Consider the following 25,322-nt stretch of genomic DNA (forward strand, 5'->3'; position numbering starts at 1 on the left):
GAGGGAAGGTCTGGCCGGCGGATCAGTCTTTGTCGGGATGGATGGAGCGGATCACGCTTTGGTATTCGTCGTATTCGCGTCCCGAGACGGTCAGTACGTCGCTGATGCCCCGGAAGTTAGAGGCGTCGACATAGGTGCGCAGCTGGAGGTAGAATTCACGCCCCACGGCATCTTCGTAGACGTAGAGTTGTAGCGGTTCGTTGTCGGTTTCGGCGGCGTCGGCCAGAAAGTCGAAGTCGCGCCGGTCGAAGGCCGCCATGATCTCGTCCGCGTCGGTGTTGACGCGGTCGAATTTCTTGAGGCCGATGCGTCGGATCGAACCGCCGGATTCCTTGTTGTAGCAGCAGGTGCCGTCCACCCACAGGCAGATCAGGCAGAGCAACAGCAACAGAATGGCGGCCGTGCGGATCATCCACAACGGAAAGAGCGGAATGACCTGCGGGAAGATCGTCAGCAGGATACACGCCACGCTGCCGAGGCCGTAGAGGGCGATCTTGGCGGGCCGGCGCCGCGTGCCGAATTTTTCGGGGTGTTCCCTGCACCATATCTCGAAGGATATGGGATACTGGTTGGGGTCTCGATTCATGGGATGAGTGGTGTTTGGCGTTTATTGGATTTGGGTTTGTCGGGTCTCTTTTTCGAGGTGCAGCTCGCTCAGCAGCGTTCGCGTGGTTTCGATGTCGCGGAAGATCTCTTCGACGATGTGGCCGTCGTTGAGCGCCTCGCTCCGCAGGCTCAGAAAACCGGCGGGCATCGAAATGGCGATGCAAAATTTGTCGGCGTTGAACGAGAGCATCATTTCGCGTCCGAACTGCTCCCGAAGCCGGGTGATGTCGCGCATCATGGCCGGGGTGAGGATGTAGCGCGCCAGTACCTCGTCGGTGGCGTAGACGGCAAAGTGGCGTTCGAATTCGGGGTCTTCCAGGCGGACCAAGTGCCGGTCGCTGCTCTTTTTCAGTCCCTGGAGGGTATGGGCCAGATAGCCCATACGGCCTTCGATGCGGTCGGGCAGGATCACGATGCTGCCGGGTACGCGGCGGGTCAGGTCGGCCCAGCCGAACATGCCCCGGAAGTCGAAGATCGCCCGATCGGCGCGGGAGGCGAACAGCGAGCGTAGTAGGTGCTTATAGGGGGCGAGTACGCCGCGGGTCGACGAGGCGGAGTGTCCCGTGGTTACGCCCAGGTCGGTGATGTTGAGCTTTCCGCCTTCGGTCTCCAGGTCGAGTGAGGCGAATCCGCAGGCAAACGAGTCACCTTTTCCGAAGTCGGGAAAGAGCAGGCTGTTTCGAAGCACGGAGGCCGGAACGTTGTGGGCGGTGGTGTGGTAACGGGCGCCGGGAAAGAGGCTGCGGACGACGCGGCCGACGATCTCCTGTTCCTGTCGTGCAAAGGCGGCGTAGGCACGACTGAAGATGGTTTGGAGCAGAAAGATCAGAACGAATGCCGGGAGCACCCAGAGCGTCAGACCGGAAGGAACTCCGGGCTGGGTTGGGTCGGAGGCAACCAATCTGCCGCCGGTCAGGGTGTTGACCAGTACGAACAACAGCCACAGCAGGGCCAGCAGATAGAGCGGCGTTTGGGTCAGCCGGATCACGCGGCGATTTTTGTCGGCTCGGCGCAGGGTGGCGGTCAGCTCTTCCTGCAGGTGTCGGAGGTCGGGTGCGGCCATGGGGTCAGTCGAAAAGTTGCTTTACGTCCGGAACGTTTTGTTCGGGGTCGGGAATCTCGATCAGTGCTTCGGGACGGTGGCCCTTGCGTTGTGCCACCCACGACGACGGAAACATCTCGACGTAGTTGTTGTATTCGGTCACGGCGGCATTATAGGTGCGTCGGATGGCCTGCAGCTGGCGTTCCATCTCCTCCAGCGAGGCTTGCAGACTGAGATAGTGCTGGTCGGCCTTCAGGTCGGGGTAGGCCTCGACGTTCAGCCGCAGACGCGGCAGCAGGGCCGACAGACGGTTGCCTGTCTCGATCTGTCGTGCTTCGTCGGTGGTGTCGTTGGCTTGGTTGCGCAGTGCGACGATCTGACTCAGCGTACGGTTCTCGTGGTCGGTGTAGCTTTTGACCGTGGCCACGAGATTCGGGATCAGGTCGTTCCGCTGTTTGAGGGCTACGCAGATGCCGCTGCGGCACTGTTTTACCCGGTTTCGCTTCATGATAAGTTGGTTTGAGGTGACCACTACCCACAGGGCGAAAAAGAGCAGAATCAGTAGCAGGGTTCCGATAAATACGAGGGGTCCGTTCATGGTGCATTACGTGTTTCGGAGGTTCCGTTTCACAAATGTAGCGGATTGTCGGCTGGATTTTGCCATCCGGCAGGGGGACATTTGAGGGGGCCCGCGTTAGGAGACAACCGTTTGAAAATCAGAGATTGTACCGGGGGATATGCCGGAATCGGAGGGGGACAATCAAAAGTTCCGGAGCAGATTTTCGAGGGTGGTGCCGCTGTCGGCGTTCATTTTTTCGAGCCGGATGCGTTTGAGCCGTTTCTTGACTGAATCCTTCTCGAGGCAGACGATTCGGGCTATTTCCGAGTGGCTGAGTTGCATCTTGACCATACAGCAATAGCGGATGTCGTCCCGGTTGAGTTGCGGGTATTGCTCCCGGAGCCGGCGCGTGAATCCGTTGAAGATGGCGTCGGCGTGGTCGAGGATGATTTGCCAGTCGCGATCGGTCAGCCGGGTGGCTCGCTCGCTGTCGTTCGTCGGAATGAGGGGCATGCTCAACTGCTTGAAAAAGGCGGTCTTGAGCTGCTCCTCCTTTTGGTGCATCTCGGCCAGGGTGGCTTCGGTCTGCAGTTTCTCCTGAATGGTCTTGCGCAGGTGCTTCTGCTGGCGGAGCAGCTGGCGCTGCTGCGAGATGATGCGCAGCTTGCTGTGGCGGTAGATCAAAAACAGGATGCCGCCCCCGAGCAGAACCAGCAAGATGATGGAGAGCGAGAGGCGGTAGAGCCAGTTTTGCTGGTCGGCTCTCTGTCGGTTGAGCGCGGCGTTCTCCTCTTTCAGCTGGTCGTAGCGGAAGATTCGTTGGGTGGCGTAGATTTCGGAGGTATGGATCAGCGTGTTGAGCGAATCCTGTAAGGCGTTGTACCGTCGCAGGCACGATAGGGCGGAGTCGATGCGTCCGACGCCCTGATAGGCGTCGGCCATGCACTTCAGACGCGAGGCCTGGTCGCTGAGGTTCGGAATCGAGGTGGCTAGTGGTCGGCGGAGGTAATACAGGGCCGAATCGTACCGTCCGAGCCGGTTGAAAATATCAGCCTTGGCGATGTAGTGCGACCCGCGGACCCAGTCGTCCGGCGGCAGGGCGGTGATGGCTCGGTCGCGATACTCCATGGCTTCGGGATAACCGCCGGTTCGGGTGCAGATGTCGCTCAGCCGCGAGTAAATCGGGGCGAGATTGGCGTCGAGACGGCTGCGCTGGGCCAGTGCGAGGGCCCGTCGGGAGTAGAGCAGCGCGCTGTCGTACTGTTGCATCTCGAGGTAACCGGAGGAGATGTCGCCCAGCGCGATGCAGCGGAAGTTGTCGTCGTCGAGCGAGTCGGCGTAGGTGAGGGCGCGTTGCGCGTAGTGGACCTGTTGGGGGTAGAGGGCCTGTTCGCCGTTCAGAATGCTGAGCCAGGTGTTGGAAACATAGTGTTGGCTGAAGTTGCGGCTGGTCTGGAGAAAGGCGTTGGCACGCAGGTAGTAGGTCATGGCCAGCTCGGGTTTGTGCATGGCGCGGGCTACCTGACCGGCGTAGAAGTAGGCTTTGTAGGCACGAGCTGAGTCCCGGGTGTTGCGGTAGTACTCCAGCGCGATGTAGGAGAGGGTGTCGTGGGTCAGGTCCATATGCAACTGACAGCGGGCCTGGGTAACAAGCAGGGCATACAGCGCCTCGTCGCGGTCGGAGGTGAGGCTGGAGGGAGGGATGGTTTCCAGCAGGCGAAGTGCACTGTCGGGAGTTTCGCGCATCAGGCTCTCGGCCCGAAGCAGAGCCGGGGGCGTCTTGTGGCAACCGGTCTGGAGGGTCGCAAGCAGCCCGAACAGAAGGGGGTAGAGCAGGTGTTTCAAGAGTTTGGCGATTCTGAGTTTGACAAATATACGTTTTTTCGGGGCGGGGCCGATCGAAAAAAGAGGAGCTTGTTGTGCGGTCGGTGGCTGTATCTGTTTTTTATGGGACGGATTATGGGGCGGGACGAAATGGGGGCGGGAGTGTTTCATGGAAACTCCGGCGGTAGTTGTTGCAGGGCGGTTTTGCCCTTCGGCGAATCGTCTTGTTCGTTGCTCGTGTATCTCTATGGCTGTATGGCGCAGCCGGAAGTTATGAATGAATTAGAGGATATTTATAATTATATTGATATGTTATTCTTTTTCTTATAAGGATTAAATAAAGTTCTAGTAAAAGTATTGAAACGCAATGAAGAAACAGTCGGGGGTCGGATGTCGTCAAATTTTGCGTATCTTGCTCTGAGTTGCGAAAGTTACGGGTGTGGGAGTGGTGTTTCGATCAGGCGGGTGCAGGGGAACTTTCAAAACGTATGTGTTTCATTACATTTGATATCCATTTTGTTGCTCGAAAATACTTGGCCCCTATGAGAAGATTGTCTTTCCTTGTTTTGTTCCTGTTGGTGACGTGGATTGCATCGGCCCAACCTGTTGTGTTTCCCCTGCCGGCCCATGCCGTCGCGGGAAAAGGAAATTTCTCGGTCGGACTCGCCACCGAAATCCGGGGAAATGGAGCCTATGCCGATACGCTGGCGGAAACGTTGAAACGGGAGATTGCTGCCTTGCCTGCATTGGTGCAGGACCCCGGTGAGGGGTACATTGATCTCAGGTTGGACGATCGGATCGGTCTGGACGAGGAGGCCTATCGCTTGCAGGTGAACGGCGAGGGGGTTACGGTGGAGGCATCGACTCCGTCCGGTCTCTTTTATGGGGCGGAAACCCTCTTGCAGTTGATTCGATGGGGGAAAGGGCGCGTCGGCGCGTGCGAAATACAGGATGCGCCTCGGTATGCCTGGCGAGGTTTCATGCTGGACGAAAGCCGTCATTTCTTTGGCAAGGAGAAGGTGAAACAGTACCTGGACCTCATGGCAACGCTGAAAATGAACGTGTTTCACTGGCATCTGACCGATGAAACGGGTTGGCGCATCGAAATCCGCAAGTATCCGAAATTGACCTCCGTGGGGGCTGTCGGAAATTGGCACGACCCGTCTGCGCCGGCCGCTTACTATACGCAGGAGGAGGTTCGGGAGATTGTGGCCTATGCTGCGGCGCGTCATATCATGGTTGTGCCGGAGTTTGACATGCCCGGCCACGCAACGGCCGTCGGAAAATCCTATCCCGAAATCTCGGGTGGGGGCGAAGGACGCTGGGAACATTTTACCTACCACCCCTGTAAGGAAGAAACGTTTGAATTTATCAGCAACGTTCTGGACGAGATCGTGGCGTTGTTTCCTGCGCCGTATATCCACATCGGAGGCGACGAGGTCCATTTTGGCAACCAAAGCTGGTTTACCGACCCCGAGATACAACGGTTTATTCAGGAAAAGAACCTGAAGGATGAGACGGGGTTGGAGCACTATTTTATCCGTCGCGCGGTGGACATCGTGGCGTCGAAGGGGAAGACGGCCATCGGCTGGGATGAGATTGTCGATGCCGGGGTCTCGCCGGCCAAGGCGGTGGTTATGTGGTGGCGCCATGACCGCAAACATCAGCTGGTGAAGGCGCTCGAAAACGGTTATCGGGTCATCATGACTCCGCGCCGTCCGCTCTACGGTGACTTTATACAGCACGCTACGCATACCGTCGGACGGCAATGGAACGGATACAATACGTTGGAAACGATCTACGACTTTCCGGCTCCCGTCGAGAACCTGATGCAGGGGTACGAGGGTCAGATCATGGGTATGCAACTTTCGTTGTGGAGCGAGCGGGTGGCCGACCCGAAGAGGCTTGATTTCATGGTGTTTCCCCGCTTGGTGGCCGTGGCCGAGTCGGCATGGACGCCGGCCCGCAGGAAGGAGTGTACGCTCTTTTTGCAACGCCTGCCCCTGTTCCTGGACTATCTGGACGAGCAGGGAATCTACTATTTCAATCCCTATCGACCCGAGACGACGCCTGAGCCGGGAGCGCCCGACAAGGAGGATGTCCTGAAAAATGGATAATGCGTTTTTGTTATTCGAGACGAGGGCTTGAGTTGCCGTGAATGTCGTTCCCCTTTGTCGTAGCGATTGAGTGCCGTGTCTCAGAATCCCGTGAGGGGGATGATTGAGATGTTTCGTAGAGATACCGACGGAAAGGTGGGGGTACTTCCAGACAACTCGGGAGAAAGATAAAGGAGGTTGTGTTTTTGCAATGTGGTTTGAATATCATGGGGTTATTGTGTGATTTTGAGGTCGATTACATGTTTCCGACAGTGGAGAATTGGCCGGCGCATGGAGATTTTGAGGTCTTATGAACGGTGCTGAATGTGAGGTGCGGAGGTGGGGAAACGTGTGGCGGAAACACGTTATGTTCGTCAGTATGGTGCTGAACTGCAAACGATAAAGGGACAAATTTGGAGTGCGGGTGGAAATTTGGCGGATTTTTTCTGCCGATTTTTTTGTGCGGTCGGAATTTTTGTCTACTTTTGCAGTGCCGAAACGGAGTTCTGCTTCTCTAGCTCAGTTGGTAGAGCACGACACTCTTAATGTTGGGGTCCAGGGTTCGAGCCCCTGGGGAAGCACAAATTTCGGCACTGATTCCGTAGCTCAGTTGGTAGAGCACAACACTTTTAATGTTGGGGTCCTGGGTTCGAGCCCCAGCGGGATCACTCAAAAATCATTATCCTCAGAGAGACAGCAGAAGCCTGTCTCTCTTTTTTTTATCCACTCGCTATACATCCAACACGTGGCGAACCAGAGGTTTTGCTGTGAGGGTAATTAGTTTGTAATCAGTGTGTCGTAAGTCTTGCCGGGCTGGGTTCGAAGGGGAAAACTGTGAATTCGGAGAGAGCAGAATGTGTCCGTGGGGTGGAAATCGTATTGATGAAGAATCAGGCGTGAGCAATTTTCGGGTCGATCGTGCGGTAATAATGCCGGGAAAATGTATATTTGTTATGGCTTTGTTTGTTTTCTGAAGACTTGTGTGAGGGGTATTCCTAAACAAAGTCTGATTTATTGTGGATTTTTATGAAAGTAAACGGCCGGGTCATACTGGGAATCTTTCTGATTCTGTTGCCATTGGCAATCGTATTTTCGTTAAGTATCAGTTATCGATCGGGAATGCTCTACGGTACGGCGGCCGATCCGGCGGTGCAAATGCCGTGGGAAGAGGGCGTCCGGCTCTACGGAACCGATTACTTTGTCTATCTCTATAACGCGATTGCCGGAACCTATGCCCACTATCCATGGACGGTTCAAATCTCCTATGCAATCGTTGTGCTGTGTATCCTTTTTGTGCTGTTTCTGCTGGTGTTCATGGCATGGGACGTCTACAAACGGCGTCGCGATGCGAGGATGTTCGATGCGCTCAAACAAAAGTACTACAACGACCTGAGCGAAATCGCCCATTCGACGCGCGAACTGACCCCGGAGGAGATCATCGCGAAATTGGGCCCCGATCGTGTTACGGAGGTCAGTTTTGCCTACCGGATGCGGTGGATCGACCTCTTCATCCTGTTGCGGGCCGACACCGACCTGCGCGAACCGTCGATCACCAACATCCGGCGTGCGATGGAGGCGCTCGGCGTGACGGCCTTCATGGAAAATCGTCTGATTTACGGCCAGGACAGCGAAAAACTGCGGGTGATCCAGGCAGCCCGGCTGTTGGAGGTTCAGTTGCCCGACTGCGTGATGGCCGGTATTGTCAACAACCGGAACGTGCGGTTGCGCAAGGCCGCCCGCTTCTATTACATGTTGACGAACCGGGACGATCCCTATCCCTTTTTCGCCAACGACAAGATGAATGCCAGTTTCCCGGTGTGGGACAAACTGGAGTTGCACCAGCTGTTCGAAGATTGTGTCCGTGCCGGCAAGAAACTCCCGTCGTTCATTCCGTTGATCCGGCAGTTGTCCGACCCGCGAATCGCGGCCTTTTTCATTCGCGAGACGGCCTATTGGGGAAGCGACAGCGAGGTACGTTTCCTGCTCGAATATTTCGACTCGCCCGACCTGACCCTGCGTGAGGCAGCCTTCGAAGGGGTCGGGTTGCGTCGTTTTGCCGAGGCCGAAGAGGCCCTGAAAAACTGTTTCTTCAAACAGCCCGAACATCTGCGGCGGGTGATTCTGGAGAGCCTGCTTACCATTTGGTCGGGTGCCTCCAGCGAGTTTTTCCGCGAAGTATTTCTTGATTCCGCTTCGCAGTTCACGCGCCGCACCGCTCTCTACTGCCTGTGGCGGTACGACGACCGGGGACGGGCTCTCTTTGCCGAGATGAAACGATCGGCCACTGCGGATGATCTGGTACTGTTCAACCACGTGGAACGAATCACGAGTATTCAATAGCTGTCGGAGGTATGAAAGAGTTTATCATAGATTTTTACGGATATTCCATATTCGCCTACTCGATCGGACTGATCCTCTCGTACGTGGTGCTGATCTGGCTGGCCGAGGTGTCGATTCTCCGGAGCAAGGCTTCGTTCGTGGAGTCGTACGCCAAGAAGATCATCGACCGCAGCCCCTATACGCCCGGGGTGTCGATCGTTGCACCGGCCTACAACGAGGAGCGAACCATCGTGGATAACGTCAACTCGCTTCTGGCGCAGGACTATCCGAAGTTCGAGGTCGTGATCGTCAATGACGGTAGCAAGGACTCGACGCTCGAAAAACTGATCGAGAACTTCAAACTCGTCGAGGTGCCGTTCGACTATGTTGAACTGATTAAGACAAAACCTTTCCGGCGGCTCTTCAAGTCGACCGATCCCCGTTTTGCCCGCCTCACGGTGGTCGACAAGGAGAACGGCGGAACCAAGGCCGATGCGGTCAATGCCGGGCTGAATGTGGCCGCGTACCCCTATTTTATCAATACCGACGTGGACTGTATCCTGGCCCGTGACGCCATCTACCAATGTATCCTGCCGGTGCTGGACCGCGACCATGTGATTGCTGTCAGCGGCGCGATGGCCATGTCGAACGGATGCCGTGTCTCCGACGGGCGCATCGAAGAGGCCTTCCCGCCCCATGCGTTGGTGCCGCTGTTCCAGACGCTCGAATACATGCGTTCGTTTCTGGTCGGAAAGATGGGGTGGTCGGCCATCAACTCGATGCCTAACGTCTCGGGCGGTTACGGCCTTTTCGACCGGGAGATCGTGATTGCGGCCGGCGGTTATAGCCCCGACTCCTTTGCCGAGGATATGGACATGCTGATCCGGATGGTGGGATACTGTTGCGACTTCTCGATCCCGTACCGGGTGGTGCAGATCCCGCAGACCTGCTGCTGGACCGAGGGACCGCCCAATATCAAGGTGCTGGCTCGCCAGCGCGTGCGGTGGGGGCGGGGGCTGATCCAGACCTTCGCACGCCACAAACGTTTCGTCTTCAACCGGAAGTACCGTCAGATGGGGATGCTCACGCTGCCTTATCTACTGATATTCGAGTTCATTTCGCCGGTCATCGAGTTCTTCGGTATCCTGACCCTGCTGTTCCTGGCGCTGACCGGGGCGGTCAACTGGGGTACGGCGCTGATTATCTTCCTGGCCATCTATGCGTTCTGTATCACGCTGGCCATTGTGGTTATTTTCTATGACTACACCCTCGGCGGGTCGTACAAACGGTTCAAGGAGTACCTCTGGATCCTGATGGCGGCGCTGCTCGAACCCTTCATCTACCACCCGATGGTTGTCTTTTTTTCGCTGAAGGGCTACTGGAACTATTTTGTCAAAAAGAAAGCCGTGTGGGGCGAAATGACCCGGAAAGGGTATGCCTCCAAGGTGCAAACGAACTGATTATGATGAGCGAAACGATAGATCGAAGGCGAGTGTCACTGAGCCGTGCGAGGCGCTTCGCAGGGGTGCTTCTGTTGTTGCTGTTGGTTTCGGCCGGGGGCGAGTGCCGTGCATTCGGAACGCCCAAGACGGATGAAGAGTATCGGCAGTCGGTGCGTGAACTCTTCGCTGCCGGCAAATGGAGCGACGGGATGGTGATTCTGGAGGAAGGACTCAAACGCTATCCCGAATCCTCGGAACTGAATGAGTTGGCCGGGAGTTACTACTACAACCTCAAAAACTACGACAATGCCCGTTATTATCTGGTACGTGCCGTGAAAAATGCGCCCGATAATGTCACGGCCAAAAGCCTGTTGATCAACGTCGAGGAGCAGACCGGCAACTATTCCAGCGCGATTTGCTACGTCAACGAGCTGCTGGAGGTGACCCCCTACTGGCCCGGGTTGTGGAAACGCAAAATCGGACTCTACCGTCTTCAGGGCGACGATGCCGAGGCCGACCGGCTTTTGAAACGGTTGTATGACATTTATCCCAACGATACGGCGGTGCGCAGAGACTACGTCTCGCGGTTGGAAGAGAACTACCTGCGGCAGCGCAAGGTAGGACAGAAACAGAAGGCCATTGACAACCTGCAGAAACTGCTGGAGATGTCGCCCTGCACCGAAGTCTATTACCTGGATCTGGCCAATCTGTTGCTCCAGCAGGGCGATCCCGAAGCGGCGCTTCGGGTGGTGGCCCGCGGCGTGGAGACCATCCCTTGTGCCGGGTCGCTGATCACGAAACAGGCCGAGATACTCGCCGCCCGGCAGCGCTATGCCGAAGCGTTGGCTTTCCTGGAGATGAAGATGGATTCGTGTTCCGATCCGTCGCTGCGGCGTCTGCATACCTCGCTGCTGAACGAGTATGGCGCGGCACAGCGGAATGCCGATCCGTATCGGATTTACGGAAAGCTGTACGAGATGGATCGCGACAAGGCGACGCTGGATTATCTGTTGAACGAGGCCATGGCGTCGGGACGCGAGGAGGATGTGCGGAAGTACCTGGCCGAGGCACGCGCATCGTACGGCCCCACGCCCGAATACCTCTACAAGGAGTACACCTTCTACAAACGGATGGGAAGCCCCCGAGCCACGCAGTTGCTGGACAGTCTCTATCGGATCGATCCGCAGAACGAGGAGATTGTCGAGGATCTGTGCGCAGTCCGATATGCCCAGGGCGATGCGTACCTCTCGGACGAAGCGTATCGTGAGGCGGCACAGCGGTTCGATTTCGTGGCCTCCGTCTCGCCTGATCCGGAACTGCGGCTGGCGGCGCTCCGTAAATCCTACTCGGCAAATCTGCTGATGAAACGTTACGGACAGGCCGAGCTGCGGCTCGATGAACTGAAAAAGTACATCGGTCCCGATGAATTCACCGTGCGGCGGACGGAGGTGATGGGGTTGCGTGGTGATACGGTTGCGGCTCTGCGTGCGCTGTACGAATATCTGCAGCTGTCGAACGAAGTCGCCGACCGGGATTATGTGGCGGGGGCCTACGAGGAGCTGGCGGTACCGTATGTCAAGGGGTTGATCGAGGTCGGCAATCGCGAGGGGGCGTGTCGCGAAGCGGCCCGTCTCGTGCAGGTTGCTCCCCGTTCCGAAGCCGGGCTTCGATATGCCGTTACGGCATTCTCGGAGGCAGGGCGGATGGCCGAAGCCGACGACTATATCCGTCGTGGACTGGAAACTTTCCCCGGGAACACCTATTTTGTCGAGAAACAGGCGGCTTCGCTCTATGCCGCGGGTCGGTACGCCGAGGCGATCGACCGGTTGCGTCCGGCGGTCGATTCTCTGCCCGGGAATCGCGGTCTTGTCGCCGCACTCTCGGCCAGCAGCGATGCGTTGGCCGAGGCGCAGCTCAAATCGATGGAGTACGATTCGGCGATGCAGACCGTAGAGCGTGCCCTGGGCTATGACGCCCGGAACCGCGCGCTCCTTTATGCCAAGGGCCGCGTCTATGAAAAGCGCGGCGAGTATGATTCGGCTTACCTCTATCAGAGCCGTTATCAGTCCGAGGCCTCCGAGGCGCGAACCTTCAGACGGCATCTGATGGGATTGCAGCAGCGTAGCATGAACAACGAACTCTCGATGGGGCTTATGCTCGGCCAGTATGTCAACGGCAAAGCCTATGCGCCGGTGGTGGACCTCTCCTATTCGTATATCGGACGTCGCGACCGTTACTTTATCGCTCCGGCCTACACGGCTCGCGAGCGGGTCAATGATACGGAACTCGGTATCGACGTCCCCGGAGGTCAGGCCGTGCAACTGGTGGCGGGATGGGAACGGCGCTTCTCGAAACGGTGGTCGTCGCTCGTCTCGCTGGGGTGGTCGAATGCCTATTTCCCCGCCCTGTCGGCCAACCTGGTCGTGACCTATGCGTTCGACCGCGAGTGGACGCTGGGGCTGAATCTGGCCTACCGCTCGCTGAACAACGAGCGGATCGACTACCAGTGGATCGAAACGACCGACCCCGCGATCGGTACGGTGGCAGGGCAGTGGCAGCCGTCGGGCTATGCGGCCTACAAGGAGAATCTGATGAGCGTGGGACTGCTGGCCACGAAGTATTACGAAACGCTGGTGCTGGCCCTCCGGGGCGACCTCTTCCTGCGGAACAGCAACTTTTACTTCAACGGTTCGGCGCAGCTGAAATACTTTCCGTTGGGCGATCGGACCACCTTTGTCAGTGCCATGGTCGGCGTGGGAACTGCCCCCGAACTCGATGTGATCGACTATGCGATGCCCGGTTCGTTTGCCAAGCTCAACGTGATGGCTGGCGTGGGGGCCGGCTATCTGGTGGGGAAAAACATGCTGGTGGGGCTCAGCGTCACCTACCACACGCTCTATACGCAGAACGGTAACCGGGTGGGCGGGATCGACGACTATACGTACAAGATTACCACCGGTTACAAAAACATGTTCAATATCTATCCTTACATCGCCTTCTATTTCTGATCCGCTCCTTCGACTGCGAAGGGCGAGTTGTTGAACGCCGTGCGATCGAAACACATCGGGTGAGTCATGAAACCGAACCGCCATATTATGCTGTCGCTTTCGACGTGGGTGCTGGTACTCCTGTCCTGTGTGGCATGGGGTACCGGAGCGGCGAAACCCGTCTATACCCTGTCGGCGGCCCGCGAGGATAAATTCTGCGAACGGTGGGTCGAGTCGTTGCGTGCCCAGTTGGAGAACCGGACCGGTCGCGATCCGCAGATATGGGCTTCGGCGGCAGACGGTACTGAGCGGTTGGACGTAGTGTTGGATGCCGATCCGACCCTCGCGGGCGATTATGCGATTCGGCGCGAGGGACAGCGGTTGATTCTCTGTGCCTGCGACGAGGCGGTGATGAAGTGGCTCACGTATCAGTTTCTGTCGTGGGCTGCGACCCGCGACCCACGGGTGCGGGCTGACGACCTGCCTCCGGCCATCGTGGATATGGAGCAGGGGAGTGCGGGCCGTTTTGCTTTTGAATATCGCGGCATTTACTCGCCGACCAACAGCGATCCCGATTATATGGCCATTGCGGCTTCCCACAACGTCGATTTCGACTGGGGCCTGTGGGGGCATAACCTGCCCCGGGTGGTGGGCGGGTCGGCCGACGAGCGGGTGTATGCCCTGCACGACGGAACGCGCGACCACAGCCAGTTCTGTTTTTCGTCGGAACAGCTTTATGACCGGATCGTGGCCTATGTGCTTGATAACTACGGCGAGGGTGCGGCACCGACGGTTTCCCAAACGGGCGCCGAGGAGCAGGCAGGAACCAGGTTCTGCATCATGCCGAACGACAACGCCGTCGTGTGCCAGTGCGAAGAGTGCCGCAAGGCGGGCAACGACTCGCAGTCGGCGACGCCTGCTGTGGCCCGGCTGCTGCGCCGGCTGGCGGAACGGTTCCCGCACCACAGTTTCTTTACGACGGCTTACCTCACGACGCGGCAGGCTCCCCAGGAAAGTCTGCCCGAAAATACGGGGGTGATTATCAGTGCGATCGACCTGCCTCTGCGTTACGGAACGACCCAAACGGAGGCATGGCGCGAGTTTGCGGCTCAGGTGAACGCCTGGAAAAAGGTGGTCCGCCGGGTCTATGTCTGGGACTACATGCGGAACTATGACGATTACCTGACTCCTTTCCCCGTCGTGGGTATCCTGCGGGAGCGGCTCGCTGCGTTCCAAAGTGTAGGGGTGAACGGGCTGTTCTATAACGGCAGCGGGTATGATTACGCCTCGCTGGACGACGTGCAGACTTTCGCCCTGACGGCACTGTTGAAGGATCCCCGAATGGCCGTCGAACCCCTGTTGCGGGCATACCTGAATCGGTTCTATCCTCGTTCTGGAGACTTGATTTTCCGATATTATTCGGGGCTGGAACAACGGGTGGCCGAACGGCGTTCCGTGCTGGAATTTTATGGCGGTATCGACGCGGCCGTGGCGGGTTATCTCGACCCTGCGGAGTTTGTTGCCTTTTTCCGGGAACTGGATGCGCGTTCGAAGTCGATCGACGGCGGGGAGCGGGCAAGACTGAACCGACTGTTGACGGCACTGAATTTCACGATGCTGGAGTTGCTGCGGACGCCGCGGGGTGTTCCGTACGATGCCGTGATGGTCGGTGAGTGTCTGGACAACCTGGCCGGACATGCGGCTTTCCCGGAGATGAAGGGTTACCGGGAGGCGGGCGGAACGCTCGACGGGTACATGGATGAGTGGCGGCGGTATGGCGTTCGGAACGGGGAGTTGTCCGGTGCGAAACGTGTGGAGATGGAGGTCGTGTGGCAGGATGAGGATGGGGAAACCACTCCGCTGGGGATGTTGACGGACGGATATGGCGGCCTCCCGTCGGACTACCACACGGCCTGGTATCAGTTCCGAAAGGGTAGTTTGGCTGCCGAACGCCGTTTCGATGCGGCGTGTCGGGCGACGGTGCGTGTGGGGTTGATGGCGGCCCCGAAATGGAGGATCGGACCGGAAGGGACGCTGGTCGTGTCGGTGAATGGCCGTGAAGTGGCGTCGGTCGATCTGACCGATGTGCTGGAGGCGGATCGAAAGTCGGTCTACACGTGCGAGGTTGAACTACGGGCGGGAGATCTGTTGCGTATTGTTGTTAAACCGGATGTCACGTCGGGTCATACGGTGGCCTGTGACGAAATCGAAGTCTATGAAAAGAAGTAGTTTGTTTCTCCTGGGTGGGATGGCGGCATCCTTGATGGCCTGTTCGGGACGGATTGAGCCGACGTCGGCGCGGGTGGTCGATCCCGTGCGGCATTACTACCCGATGGTGGCCGGCGATCGGCTGACGATTGCGTATGAGATCGAAAATACGGGGTCGAATCCGCTGGTGATTAGCGAAATACAAACCTCGTGCGGGTGTCTGGCCTATGACGAGGGAAAACGGATCATTCCGGCGGGCGACAAGGATAGTGTGGTGTTCAGCTACGACAGCGGCAAGAATCACGGTCGGGTCGAGCATCAGATTCGGCTGTACGGTAACTTCGAGTCGCAGAGCGTGATGCTGTTGGAGTTCGATGTCGAAGTGGTGCCACGTTCCGAACATACGCAAGATTACGAAGAGACGGTGGTCTTCGGGCATTCCGGAGGGAACGATGCTGCACGGGAAGAAAGGGGCGATCGGCCCAGTAATTACTATGTCGATGGCGAGTATTAGACTGGTGTGGCATGGAGGGCCAAATGGCGATCCGAAGCGTGGAATTACCTTTAGGAGCTCTGAAACGAGCGATAGTTTTGTGCTGGGGAACTTAATTGGATGGTGCAGAGGGCGTAGAGAAATGTATAAGAAGAGGTCGTAATTGCTGTTGGGATGAGGAAAACGAGGCAGAAAAACGTGTTAGCATAAGAGCACAGTATGTAAAATCATGTGGTGCGAGCATGGGTTGAGAATGCGATATTCTGATCATAAATGACGGGCGGCAAACCGAATCTTTCGGTTTGCCGCCCGTTCTATTGCAGTGGAGTGCCGGAGGTTTATTCGGCACCTCCGCCCAAGGCATGGTAGAGGTTGATAACTCCCTGAATTTCGTCGAAACGGTCGGAGGCAACGTCCAGTTCGGCCTGAAGCAGGGTCTGGCGTGCGGTGAGCACCTCCAGATAGTTCTGCGAACTGTGCTGCATGAGCAGTTCCGAACTGCGCACCGAGGAGGCCAGCGATTCGACCTGTTGCAGGTTGATTTTCTGACGTCCGCGAGCTGTCTGCCACTGTACCAGCGCGTTGTTCACCTCGCTGCCGGCGTCGAGCAGACTCTGCCGGAAGGTGAGCAGGGCCTCTTCCTGTTGTGCTTTGGCCACTTTCAGGTTGGCGACGTTTTGGCCGCGGTTGAAAATGGGTTGCACGAGCGAGGCGACAGCCGAGAAGAGCCATTGGCCGGGATTGGTGATGGCGGCTCCGGCAGCGTTGGTCCATCCGGCCGATCCGCTCAGCGTGATCGAGGGGTAGAAGGCGGCACGAGCCTGATTCGTTGCATAGTAGGCGGCAGCCAGCGAGGCTTCGCTCTGCCGTACGTCGGGACGGCGTTGCAACAGTTGAAGCGGTACGCCGGTGGCCAACTCGTCGGGGAAGTGCTGGCCGGCCAGTGTCGAACGTTCGATGGTCCCCGGGGCGATGCCCAGCAGGGCGGTGAGGGTGTTCTCCAGTTCGGTGATCTGCTGTTGCAGGCTCAGCAGCGAAGCGTCGACCGAAAGTTTGCTGGCTTCGGTCTGCGACACGGCCATCGCGGTGGTCTGGCCGGCCCGCTTGAGGGCTTTCATGACGCGAACGTTCTCGGCCCAGTTTTCGGCGGTCCGCTGGCTGATGGACAGTTGCTCGTCGAGCATCAGCAGGGTGTAGTAGCTGTTGGCGATCGAGGCGATCAGTTGGGTCTGAACGGCCTGCCGATAGGCTTCGCTCTGTTCCAGAACGGCTTTGGCTTCGCGTTTGGCATTGGTCAGTTTGCCGAAGATGTCGACTTCCCAGCTGGCGGCCACGGCCAGATCGTAGGTCTTCTTGGCCGAAGCGTTTTCGGTTTTGCTGATGGTGCCCTGCGGGGTGAAGTTCAGCGAGGGTACGTAGGCCAGTCGGGCTGAACTGAGCAGAGCTTCGGCTTCGGCTACGCGCAGTCGGGCAATGCCCAGGTCGGTGTTGTTTTGGAGCCCGGTCTCGATGAGTTGCTGCAACTGCGGGTCGGTGAAGAGCTGCCGCCACGAGAGGGTGGCGATCGAGTTGGTGTCGGCCGTTACCGCTGCCGTGGCCGGCGTCTGCCGGTAGAGGCTGTCGACAACGGGCATGTCGGGCCGTTCGTAGGTCCGGTATATCGAGCAGCTGGTCCACCCGGCTGTCAGACACAGGACTATGATGATCTTTTTCATACGGATTTTCTGCATTATTGGTTCTTTTCCTCTACTTGGGGGATTTGACGGTCGGGCATGACGCGTTCCTGGATCGACTGGAAGACGATGAACAGAACGGGTACGATGAACAGCAGGGCAATGGTCCCGATGAGCATCCCGCCGACGGTACCTACCCCGATCGAGATGTTACCGTTGGCGCCTACGCCGCTGGCGAACATCAGGGGCAGCATCCCGAAGATCATGGTCAGCGAGGTCATCAGGATCGGGCGCAGACGCACCTGGGCGGCCGAGACGGCAGCCTGGGCGATGGACATGCCCTGACGGCGGCGTTCCGATGCGTACTCGGTCAGCAGGATGGCGGTCTTGGCCAGCAGACCGATCAGCATCAGCAGACCGATCTGGAGATAGATGTTGTTTTCCAGACCGAACATCTTGGCGAAGAGGAAGCTGCCGGCCAAACCGAACGGCACGGAGAGGATCACGGCGATCGGGATGAACAGGCTTTCGTAGAGGGCGCAGAGAATCAGGTAGATGAAGACTACGCAGATGATGAAGATCACGGTGGTCGAGCTGCCGGACGAGGCCTCTTCACGCGACATGCCGCCGAATTCGTAGCCGTAGCCGGCGGGCAGGGTCTGGGCGGTCACTTCGCGGACGGCCTGGATGGCCTGACCGGTACTGTAACCGTTGGCGGGCGTACCGTTGACGCTGATGGCCGAGAAGAGGTTGAAGCGGGTCAGGATTTCGGCTCCGTAGACGCGGGTCAGGGTCAGGTACTGGCCCACGGGGGTCATCTCACCGGCATCGTTGCGTACGAACATGTTGTTGAGCGCTTCGGTGTCGAGACGGAACTCGGGCGAGGCCTGAACCATTACGCGGTAGAGTTTCGAGAAACGGTTCATGTTCGAGGCGTAGTTCCCGCCGATGTAGCCTTGCAGCACGGAGAGCACGTCGCTGGGCGAGACGCCGTTGCGTTTGCATCGTGAGGCATCGACTTCGACCAGGTATTGCGGGAACTTGGTGTCGAACGAGGTAGTGGCACGGGCGATCTCGGGACGTGCGTTCAGTTGTTCGATCGTCTGACGGGTGATCTTGAGCAGGTCTTCGATCGTACCGCCCTTTTGGTCTTGGATGTAGATCTCGAAACCGCTGCTGACACCGTAACCGGGGATCATCGGCGGTGCGAAGACCATGATGTCGGCCGAGGAGATGTCGGCCGTGCGACGGTAGATCTCGGCGATTACGGAGTTGATATCGTCACCTTTTTCGGTACGCTCGCTCCAGTCGCGCAAACGGATGGTGTACATCCCGTTCGACGAGCCCTGGCCGCTGATCATGGCATAACCGGTATTTTTGGAGTACATGCGGATCTGCGGAATGTCCTGTATGCGGCTTTCGATTTCGTCCATGACCTTGCGGGTCTCCTGGAGGTTGTTACCCGGTGCGGTACGTATGTCAACGAAGATGGTCCCCATGTCTTCCTGCGGCACCAGACCGGTCTTGGTCCGGGTCATCAGCAGGTAGAGACCGGCGCCGGTAATCAGCAGCAGAAGCAGGGTTACCCATTTACGTTTGAGCATGAAGAAAACACCGCCTTTGTATTTCATCACCACAGAGTGGAAGGCGGCGTCGAAGGCGACGTGGAAACGGGACGAGAAGCTCAGTTTTTCGCCGCTTTTGGCATCGGCGTGCGGGGTCATGATCAGCGAGCAGAGTGCGGGACTCAGCGTCATGGCGTTGATCAGCGAGATACCGACGGCCACGGCCATCGTCAAACCGAACTGGGTGTAGAACGTCCCGGTCGTGCCGCCCATGAACGATACGGGGATGAACACGGCCATGAAGACGAAGGTGGTGGTGACCAGTGCGGAGGTGATGTTACCCATGGCATCGAGCGTGGCCAGGTAGGGGGATTTGTAGCCCTCGTCGAATTTGGCCTGTACGGCTTCGACCACCACGATCGCGTCGTCCACCACGGTACCGATCACCAGCACCAGCGCGAACAGGGTCAGCATGTTCAGACTGAAGCCCGCGACGGCCAGGAAGGCAAAGGTACCCACGAGCGATACGATGATCGAGATGGCGGGAATGAAAGTCGAACGGAAACTCTGAAGGAAGATATACACCACCAGGATCACCAGAATGATGGCTTCGATCAGTGTTTTCACCACGTTTTTGATCGACGCGTCGAGGAAGTCTTTCGTACTCATCAGGTCGGCGATCTCCATGCCCGGGGGAAGGGTCTTGCGGATCTCGGAAACCACTTTGTCGATCTCTTCGATGATTTCGTTGGCGTTCGAGCCGGAGGTCTGGGCGATCATACAGTTGGCACCGGGGTGGCCGCTCACTTCGCCGATGTAGGTGTAGGTTCGCGAGCCGAGTTCGATGGTGGCAACGTCCTTCAACTTGAGCTCTTCGCCGTCGGGCAGCGATTTAATGACCATGTTTTCATAGTCCTCTTCGAGTTCGTAGCGGCCGCGGTATTTGAGCACGTACTGGAAGGTGTTGTCCGATTCGGCACCGAGGGTCCCGGTCGGGGCTTCGAGGTTCTGTTCGTCGAGTACGGTGGAGATGTCGCTCGGAACCAGACCGTAGCGGGCCATCTTCTTCGGGTCGAGCCAGATACGCAGCGAGTAGTCCGAACCCATGACGTTCACCTCACCGACGCCGGCGATACGTGCCAGACGGGGTTCGATGTTGATTTTCAGGTAGTTGTTCAGGAACTTCTCGTCGAACGAGTCGTCGGGGCTGTAGAGCGACAGCGATTTGATGTTACTGGTTTGGCGTTTGCGCACGGTGATCCCGCTCTTGGTCACCTCGGCGGGCAGCAGCCCCTGCGCCGTGGCGATACGGTTCTGCACGTTGACCGTCGCCATGTCGGGGTCGGTCCCCTGTCGGAAGTAGATGCGGATGCTTGCCGAGCCGGTATTGGTGGCCGAGGAGGTCATGTACATCATGTTCTCCACGCCGTTGAGGGCCTCTTCCAGCGGAACGACGACACTCTTCTGTACGGTTTCGGCATTGGCCCCGGTGTAGGAGGCCGAAACGCTGACCGTGGGAGGGGCGATTTCGGGGAACTGCTCGATGGGGAGTTGGACGAGGCTGATGATCCCGAGAATCAGGATCAACACGGAAATTACCCCGGCCAGGATGGGTCGATCGATAAAGGTTCTGATTTTCATGGCGCGGGGTGACTATTCGTTAACGGTGGTGTGGGTGTTGATGGCGGTGCCTTCGCGAACCAGACCGGCGCCTTCGGCGATGATTACGTCACCGGGGGTCAGGCCCGATTCGACGATGTATTCCGTGCCGTTGTTGAGGCGGAATACTTCGACCGGGGTCGATTTGGCTTTGCCGTCCACGACTTTATAGACGAAAATACGGTTCTGGAGTTCGTAGGTCGCTGCCTGCGGGATGACGATGACGCTGTCGCGAGTGGTCGGAACCACAACGGTGGCGCTACCGCCGTTGCGCAGCAGCTGTTCGGGGTTGGCGAACGTAGCGCGCAGGCTTACGGCGCCGGTGCCCTGGTCGATCGTCCCGCTGATGGCGTCAATTTTGCCGGCGTGGGTGTACGAGGTGCCGTTGCTCAGACGAAGGTCAACCGGGGGCATCTGTGCCAGTGCCTGTTCGGTCGAGCCGTATTGCTGGATCAGGCTGAGAATCTGATTTTCGGACATCGAGAAGTAGGCGTAGACTTCGCTGTCGTCGGCCACGGTCACCAGCGGTTCCGATATGCTGCTGTTGACCAGGGCACCTACACGGTAGGGAATCATGCTGGCCACGCCGTCGACCGGACTTTTGACTTCGGTGTAGGAGAGGTCGTTGCGGGCGTTGATCTCCTGGGCTTTGGCCAGTGCCAGAGCGGCCTGGGCTTCGGAGAGGTCGTTACGGGCGGTCTGCAGATCGAATTCCGAGACAACGTCCTCTTTGAACAGTTCTTCCTTGCTTTTGGCGGTCAGTTCGGCGGTTGCCAGTTTCGACTCGGCGCTTTTCACGTTGGCGATGGCCGTTTCCAGGGCGGCTTTGTAGGGGACCTGGTCGATGATGAAGAGGACCTGGCCTTTCTTGACCGGATCGCCCTCTTTCAGCCGGATCTCGGTGATCAGACCGCTGACCTGGGGGCGGACTTCGACGAACTGGCGTCCGCGAAGGGTGGCTGTGTAGCCCGTTTGGAGGGTTTGGTTGCTGAGTTTGACGTCGAATAGTTTGTATTCGGCGCCGGCCTGCTGCTGCGGCTGGGTGCCGCACGAGGCGAGAAGTACGGTGAGCAGTGAGAGAATGACGGGACTTCTCATTGTGTTTGGGGTTAGTTTAGATGGGTTGGTATATAATTTGTCTGATAACAAAATTAGGTGTTTTTAGTAGGGGTCGAAAAATGTGTTGACGAACGGTCGAAATGTGTTGATGAATGACATTTCGGCCCGGGCGACGGTCTGGATGCAATGCTCTATCTTTGCACCGAACGGGACGCTGCCGGTGGCGGCACGGTCCCTGTCGTTGATTAACAGTGAGTTGTCATGCCTCTCTTTGATAAAATATACAAGAAGGTCCGTAAGACCGGCGATCGGGCGGCACAATACGCGCGGGTGGCATTCTATGTCGATCTGCTCTTTTGTGTCGTGATCCTTCCGCTGAGTCTGATGCTCGTGCCGGTGGACCGGTGGTTTGTCAACCAGCCCTCTTTTGCACTGGTTTTCCTCGTCTATACCTATCTGCTCTATTTCGTCTATCGCAAGGTGAATATCCCGTTGCTCTTTATGCAACGCAAATTCGGATACATCCTGCTGACAGTGGTGCTGTTGCTGGGAGTGACGGAACTGCTGACCCATTTCCCGCAACCCGAAAATGTCAATTCGCGTCTGTCGCCGGCCTTCCGCCATCACCTGCATGTACAAACCGTATGGTTCTTCTTTCTGGTCGTATCGGGATTCAGTCTGGCCGTGGCCATCGCCTTCGAACTGTTCCGCCAGATGCTGGCCAAGCAGGAGATCGAGGCCGACAAAAACCGGGCTCAACTGGCCATGTACAAGGCGCAGATCAATCCGCACTTTCTGTTCAACACCCTCAATACGCTCTACGGGCTGGTCATTACCAAGTCGGAGTTGACCGAGTCGGCTTTCGTCAAGTTCTCCAATATCCTGAAGTACATGTACGACACCACGTCGGTCGAGAAGATCGACATCGGGAGTGAGATCGAATACGTCAGCCAGTACGTCGAGTTGCAGCAACTTCGCCTGAACCACCACACGCATGTGGTGCTCGAAAGCCGGACGGACGACGAGCGGGTGACGATCCCTCCGATGATCCTGATCACCTTTGTGGAAAACGCCTTTAAATATGGCACCTCCTCGTCCGAGGATTGTACCATCCTGATTCGGATCGTGGTCGAAGACGGGGTGCTGATGTTCAAGACCTGCAACTCGATCATGAAGGAGAAAAAGGGTACTGACTCCTCCATCGGGATCGAGAACTGCCGGAAACGCCTTCAGTTGCTCTATCCGGGCCGTTTCACGCTTGTGACCGAACGCATCGAGCAGACGCGGGAATTCAAAGTACGTCTAACCATTCAACTCTCATGATGAAACCGATCACCGCCATTGCCATAGACGACGAACCGATTGCCCTGCTCGTCATCAAACAGTTCTGCGAGCGCAAGGGCAACATGGTGCTCGAGACCTTCAGCGAACCGGAGGTGGGGTTGCAGCAGATCGTGCGCGAGAAACCTGACATCGTGTTTCTCGACATCGAGATGGACAACGTGAGCGGTCTGGAGGTGGCCCGGATGCTCCCGCCGGAGTGTACGCTGATCTTCACCACGGCCCATGCCAAATATGCCCTCGACGGCTTTGAACTCGACGCCGTCGATTTCCTGCACAAACCGATTGCCTACGAACGTTTCGAGCGGGCTGTCGAGAAGGCGATGCTACATGTGGGTGTGCATACCGATACCGCTCACCACTCGCCGCTGCCGGAGGCGATCGTGGTTAAACAGGATTACAGCAATATCAATATCCCGATCGACGATATCTTCTACGTTGAGGCGCTGGAGAATTACAGCAAGATTTTTCGCCTGAGCGGTTCCAATGTCATCGCCCGGCTCAATATCAAGACGATTCACGAGATGTTGCCGGCTGACCGCTTCGTGCGGGTGCATCGTTCATACCTGATACCGCTCGACCGTGTACAGCAGTTCTCGCGGCAGGAGATCCGTCTCGAAGGACTCTCCCGACCCATCCCGGTCGGACGGCGTTATGCCCGGGAGTTGCTCGACCGGCTCGCCGGAGCCGATGGACGCGGCGGTGGCAAGTTCTCCGGGAAATAGCCGGTTCTTTTCGTGTGCGGGTGGTTGTGGGGAGTGTGCGTTGTAGAGATGGCGGATGTTTGAGGACGCGGGTACATATGGCCACGTGGGTGTTTTTATGGCAGTTCGATCGGCGCGTTTGTCTGTACGTGAAAATTCTTTTGCCAGCTTTTTAATGAGGTGTATCGGCAGCATGTGTCTGGTGCCGAATGTGGCGAGCAGGGTATTTACAAATCCTTGATCAGTCGCGAATCTTCGGTCCCGCGCATTGTCTCGCGGACCTGGAGAATGGTCTGCCACTCTCGTCCGAAGTCGTTTTTAATGTCAATCCTGAAGTTTTCCGAACCGTAGGTGTCGATCTTGTCGAACAGGTAGCCGATGCTGAGGCGGTTGATGTCCATGGCCGGAATGTAGGCCGGGACCACCTTGTCCTCTTCGGCCGGAGTCTCGGCTATGAGTCCTACTTTGAGCAGCACGTCCAGTGTGTCGGCGGTGAGCTGGGTGGGGATGCGGTAGCGTTCCGAGATGGCATCGGCCGTGTAGGGTTTTTCGCCCCGCTCGAATCGCCGCACGATCAGGTGCATGATGGTCAGCAGCGTGAAGTCGCGGTACCGGCGGCTGATGTTTTGGGTCTCCTGCTCGAAGTCGAACTTGCTGACATTCTGGTGGGCGAAGGCCAGCTCGGCGCCGAACAGGCAGATGAACCACGAAAGCTGGAGCCACAGCAGCAACAGGGGTAGGGCGGCAAAACTTCCGTAGATGGCGTTGTATTTCGAAATCCAGATCTGGCCGCTGACGTAGAGCGTCTGGAACACCTGGAACAGGATACCGGCGCAAATGCCGGCGAACAGGGCGCTGCTGAAGCGGACTTTGGTGTTGGGCACGTACATGTAGATGAAAACGAACAGCCCGATGGTGATCAGGTAGGGAATGGCGCTGGCGACGGGTGCGATGGCCCAGCTCAGTACATGGGCTTTACCGGCTGCCGTGCCGAGCAGGATTGAGAACCCTGCGTTGCAGATCAGAAACACCGGGGCAATCAGCATCAGGGCCAGGTAGTCGGTGAACTGACGCATGTAGGGGCGGTTGCGTTTGATCTGCCAGATGTCGTTGAAGTTGCTTTCGATTTTGCTGAAGAGGCTGAAGACGGTGTAGAGCAGCAGGATGAGGCCGATGCCGAGGAAGATGCCTCCGCGGGCATATTCGAGCGACTGGTCAATGAAGCTCATGGCCTGCTGCAGCAGCTCTTCCTGCCCGGCGAAGTAGCGGAACAGTTCGCTTTGGACGATATTTTGGAACCCGAAGCCGCGTGCGATGGCAAACAGTACGGCCAGCACGGGCACGATGGAGAGCAGGGTGCTGTAGGTCAGGGCGCCGGCCCGGATGTTGAGTTGAGCGCCCTTGATGTTGCGGACGGCGAGGATGCAGCTCTTGAGCAGGTTGTAGAGGCCGACCCGGCGGACGGAACTGTCGAGGCTGTGGATGCGCCAGATGTCGTAGGTGAAGAACCGGATGGTATCGAGAACGAGGCGTTTGACTCGGAGGTATAGTTTTTTCATAACCGGACGGTTTTACCAGTTAAAATTAGAAAAAAATCGGCGAATATGGCGCAGAACATGCTGCCGAAGGCTTTGGGGAGAAAGGTCTGGTGTTGGCCCTTGGGGTGTTTCCTTCTGACGAGAACCCGGCGGAGGTGGGCTGTGGTGAGACGGGGCGATGTGCGGGCTTTTGGTTCTGGGGTTTGG

General features: G+C 57.6%; 16 protein-coding genes and 2 tRNA genes. 10 read left to right on the forward strand and 8 right to left on the reverse strand.

Annotation, left to right across the window (positions count from 1 at the left end; all coding sequences use genetic code 11):
• Nucleotides 1–22: 22 nt before the first annotated feature.
• From BQ5379_RS00365 to BQ5379_RS00380, 4 genes are all read right to left on the reverse strand, one after another.
• Nucleotides 23–586: a hypothetical protein gene (locus BQ5379_RS00365; RefSeq protein WP_083377494.1), complete on the reverse strand. Its 564-nt coding sequence runs from the start codon at nt 584–586 to the stop codon at nt 23–25.
• A 21-nt stretch (nt 587–607) separates the two neighbouring features.
• Nucleotides 608–1,669: a DUF3137 domain-containing protein gene (locus BQ5379_RS00370; RefSeq protein ID WP_071133603.1), complete on the reverse strand. Its 1,062-nt coding sequence runs from the start codon at nt 1,667–1,669 to the stop codon at nt 608–610.
• A gap of 4 nt (nt 1,670–1,673) precedes the next feature.
• The gene (locus tag BQ5379_RS00375) at nt 1,674–2,246 is read right to left on the reverse strand and encodes a LemA family protein (RefSeq protein WP_071133604.1); all 573 of its coding nucleotides are present in this window, start codon (nt 2,244–2,246) and stop codon (nt 1,674–1,676) included.
• 162 nt (nt 2,247–2,408) lie between these two features.
• Entirely contained in the window at nt 2,409–4,052 is a 1,644-nt protein-coding gene (locus BQ5379_RS00380; RefSeq protein ID WP_083377495.1) for a tetratricopeptide repeat protein, read from the reverse strand.
• Nucleotides 4,053–4,573: 521 nt separating this feature from the next.
• Here BQ5379_RS00380 and BQ5379_RS00390 point away from each other — a divergent pair.
• From BQ5379_RS00390 to BQ5379_RS00425, 8 genes are all read left to right on the forward strand, one after another.
• A complete protein-coding gene (locus BQ5379_RS00390) occupies nt 4,574–6,148 on the forward strand; it encodes a beta-N-acetylhexosaminidase (protein WP_071133606.1) in 1,575 nt (524 codons plus the stop codon).
• 487 nt (nt 6,149–6,635) lie between these two features.
• Nucleotides 6,636–6,708, forward strand: a tRNA-Lys gene (locus tag BQ5379_RS00395).
• Between the two features lie 14 nt (nt 6,709–6,722).
• Nucleotides 6,723–6,795: transfer RNA gene (locus BQ5379_RS00400), tRNA-Lys, on the forward strand.
• Between the two features lie 358 nt (nt 6,796–7,153).
• Complete coding sequence (locus BQ5379_RS00405; RefSeq protein WP_143039347.1) at nt 7,154–8,467, forward strand: HEAT repeat domain-containing protein; 1,314 nt, start codon at nt 7,154–7,156, stop codon at nt 8,465–8,467.
• Nucleotides 8,468–8,478: 11 nt separating this feature from the next.
• Nucleotides 8,479–9,906 (forward strand): glycosyltransferase family 2 protein, encoded by a 1,428-nt coding sequence (locus tag BQ5379_RS00410; RefSeq protein WP_071133608.1) that lies wholly within the window; start codon nt 8,479–8,481, stop codon nt 9,904–9,906.
• Nucleotides 9,907–9,911: 5 nt separating this feature from the next.
• A complete protein-coding gene (locus BQ5379_RS00415) occupies nt 9,912–12,896 on the forward strand; it encodes a tetratricopeptide repeat protein (protein WP_071135473.1) in 2,985 nt (994 codons plus the stop codon).
• A gap of 66 nt (nt 12,897–12,962) precedes the next feature.
• Nucleotides 12,963–15,104, forward strand: coding sequence for a DUF4838 domain-containing protein (locus BQ5379_RS00420; protein WP_083377497.1), 2,142 nt, complete (start codon nt 12,963–12,965; stop codon nt 15,102–15,104).
• Entirely contained in the window at nt 15,091–15,597 is a 507-nt protein-coding gene (locus tag BQ5379_RS00425) for a DUF1573 domain-containing protein (protein WP_159431189.1), read from the forward strand. The genes BQ5379_RS00420 and BQ5379_RS00425 overlap by 14 nt, the downstream gene beginning before the upstream one ends.
• Before the next feature lie 317 nt (nt 15,598–15,914).
• Here BQ5379_RS00425 and BQ5379_RS00430 read toward each other — a convergent pair whose 3' ends face one another.
• From BQ5379_RS00430 to BQ5379_RS00440, 3 genes are read right to left on the reverse strand one after another with little or no spacing between them, the layout of a single operon-like run.
• Nucleotides 15,915–17,291 (reverse strand): efflux transporter outer membrane subunit, encoded by a 1,377-nt coding sequence (locus BQ5379_RS00430; RefSeq protein WP_071135475.1) that lies wholly within the window; start codon nt 17,289–17,291, stop codon nt 15,915–15,917.
• A 14-nt stretch (nt 17,292–17,305) separates the two neighbouring features.
• A complete protein-coding gene (locus BQ5379_RS00435) occupies nt 17,306–20,455 on the reverse strand; it encodes an efflux RND transporter permease subunit (RefSeq protein ID WP_071133610.1) in 3,150 nt (1,049 codons plus the stop codon).
• 12 nt (nt 20,456–20,467) lie between these two features.
• Nucleotides 20,468–21,571, reverse strand: a complete 1,104-nt coding sequence (locus BQ5379_RS00440; RefSeq protein WP_071133611.1) for an efflux RND transporter periplasmic adaptor subunit — start codon at nt 21,569–21,571, stop codon at nt 20,468–20,470.
• A 222-nt stretch (nt 21,572–21,793) separates the two neighbouring features.
• Here BQ5379_RS00440 and BQ5379_RS00445 point away from each other — a divergent pair, with 222 nt between their 5' ends.
• Both BQ5379_RS00445 and BQ5379_RS00450 read left to right on the forward strand, forming a co-directional pair.
• A complete protein-coding gene (locus tag BQ5379_RS00445; protein WP_071133612.1) occupies nt 21,794–22,855 on the forward strand; it encodes a sensor histidine kinase in 1,062 nt (353 codons plus the stop codon).
• Nucleotides 22,855–23,598, forward strand: coding sequence for a LytR/AlgR family response regulator transcription factor (locus BQ5379_RS00450; RefSeq protein ID WP_071135476.1), 744 nt, complete (start codon nt 22,855–22,857; stop codon nt 23,596–23,598). Before BQ5379_RS00445 ends, BQ5379_RS00450 begins: the two co-directional genes overlap by 1 nt.
• A 206-nt stretch (nt 23,599–23,804) precedes the next feature.
• Here the strand turns inward: BQ5379_RS00450 and BQ5379_RS00455 are convergent, their stop codons facing one another.
• Complete coding sequence (locus BQ5379_RS00455) at nt 23,805–25,136, reverse strand: YihY/virulence factor BrkB family protein (protein WP_071133613.1); 1,332 nt, start codon at nt 25,134–25,136, stop codon at nt 23,805–23,807.
• Nucleotides 25,137–25,322 lie beyond the last annotated feature (186 nt).

Origin of the sequence: Millionella massiliensis (assembly GCF_900104655.1) — a bacterium.
Classification (GTDB): Bacteria; Bacteroidota; Bacteroidia; order Bacteroidales; family Rikenellaceae; genus Rikenella; species Rikenella massiliensis.

Bases quoted from the DNA above. Each gene is read 5' to 3' on its own strand.
- BQ5379_RS00390 (WP_071133606.1), top strand. From the start codon at position 4,574: ATGAGAAGATTGTCTTTCCTTGTTTTGTTCCTGTTGGTGACGTGGATT.
- BQ5379_RS00435 (WP_071133610.1), bottom strand. From the start codon at position 20,455: ATGAAAATCAGAACCTTTATCGATCGACCCATCCTGGCCGGGGTAATT.
- BQ5379_RS00445 (WP_071133612.1), top strand. From the start codon at position 21,794: ATGCCTCTCTTTGATAAAATATACAAGAAGGTCCGTAAGACCGGCGAT.
- BQ5379_RS00370 (WP_071133603.1), bottom strand. From the start codon at position 1,669: ATGGCCGCACCCGACCTCCGACACCTGCAGGAAGAGCTGACCGCCACC.
- BQ5379_RS00405 (WP_143039347.1), top strand. From the start codon at position 7,154: ATGAAAGTAAACGGCCGGGTCATACTGGGAATCTTTCTGATTCTGTTG.
- BQ5379_RS00430 (WP_071135475.1), bottom strand. From the start codon at position 17,291: ATGAAAAAGATCATCATAGTCCTGTGTCTGACAGCCGGGTGGACCAGC.
- BQ5379_RS00425 (WP_159431189.1), top strand. From the start codon at position 15,091: ATGAAAAGAAGTAGTTTGTTTCTCCTGGGTGGGATGGCGGCATCCTTG.
- BQ5379_RS00410 (WP_071133608.1), top strand. From the start codon at position 8,479: ATGAAAGAGTTTATCATAGATTTTTACGGATATTCCATATTCGCCTAC.
- BQ5379_RS00375 (WP_071133604.1), bottom strand. From the start codon at position 2,246: ATGAACGGACCCCTCGTATTTATCGGAACCCTGCTACTGATTCTGCTC.
- BQ5379_RS00420 (WP_083377497.1), top strand. From the start codon at position 12,963: ATGAAACCGAACCGCCATATTATGCTGTCGCTTTCGACGTGGGTGCTG.
- BQ5379_RS00365 (WP_083377494.1), bottom strand. From the start codon at position 586: ATGAATCGAGACCCCAACCAGTATCCCATATCCTTCGAGATATGGTGC.
- BQ5379_RS00415 (WP_071135473.1), top strand. From the start codon at position 9,912: ATGAGCGAAACGATAGATCGAAGGCGAGTGTCACTGAGCCGTGCGAGG.
- BQ5379_RS00450 (WP_071135476.1), top strand. From the start codon at position 22,855: ATGAAACCGATCACCGCCATTGCCATAGACGACGAACCGATTGCCCTG.
- BQ5379_RS00455 (WP_071133613.1), bottom strand. From the start codon at position 25,136: ATGAAAAAACTATACCTCCGAGTCAAACGCCTCGTTCTCGATACCATC.
- BQ5379_RS00440 (WP_071133611.1), bottom strand. From the start codon at position 21,571: ATGAGAAGTCCCGTCATTCTCTCACTGCTCACCGTACTTCTCGCCTCG.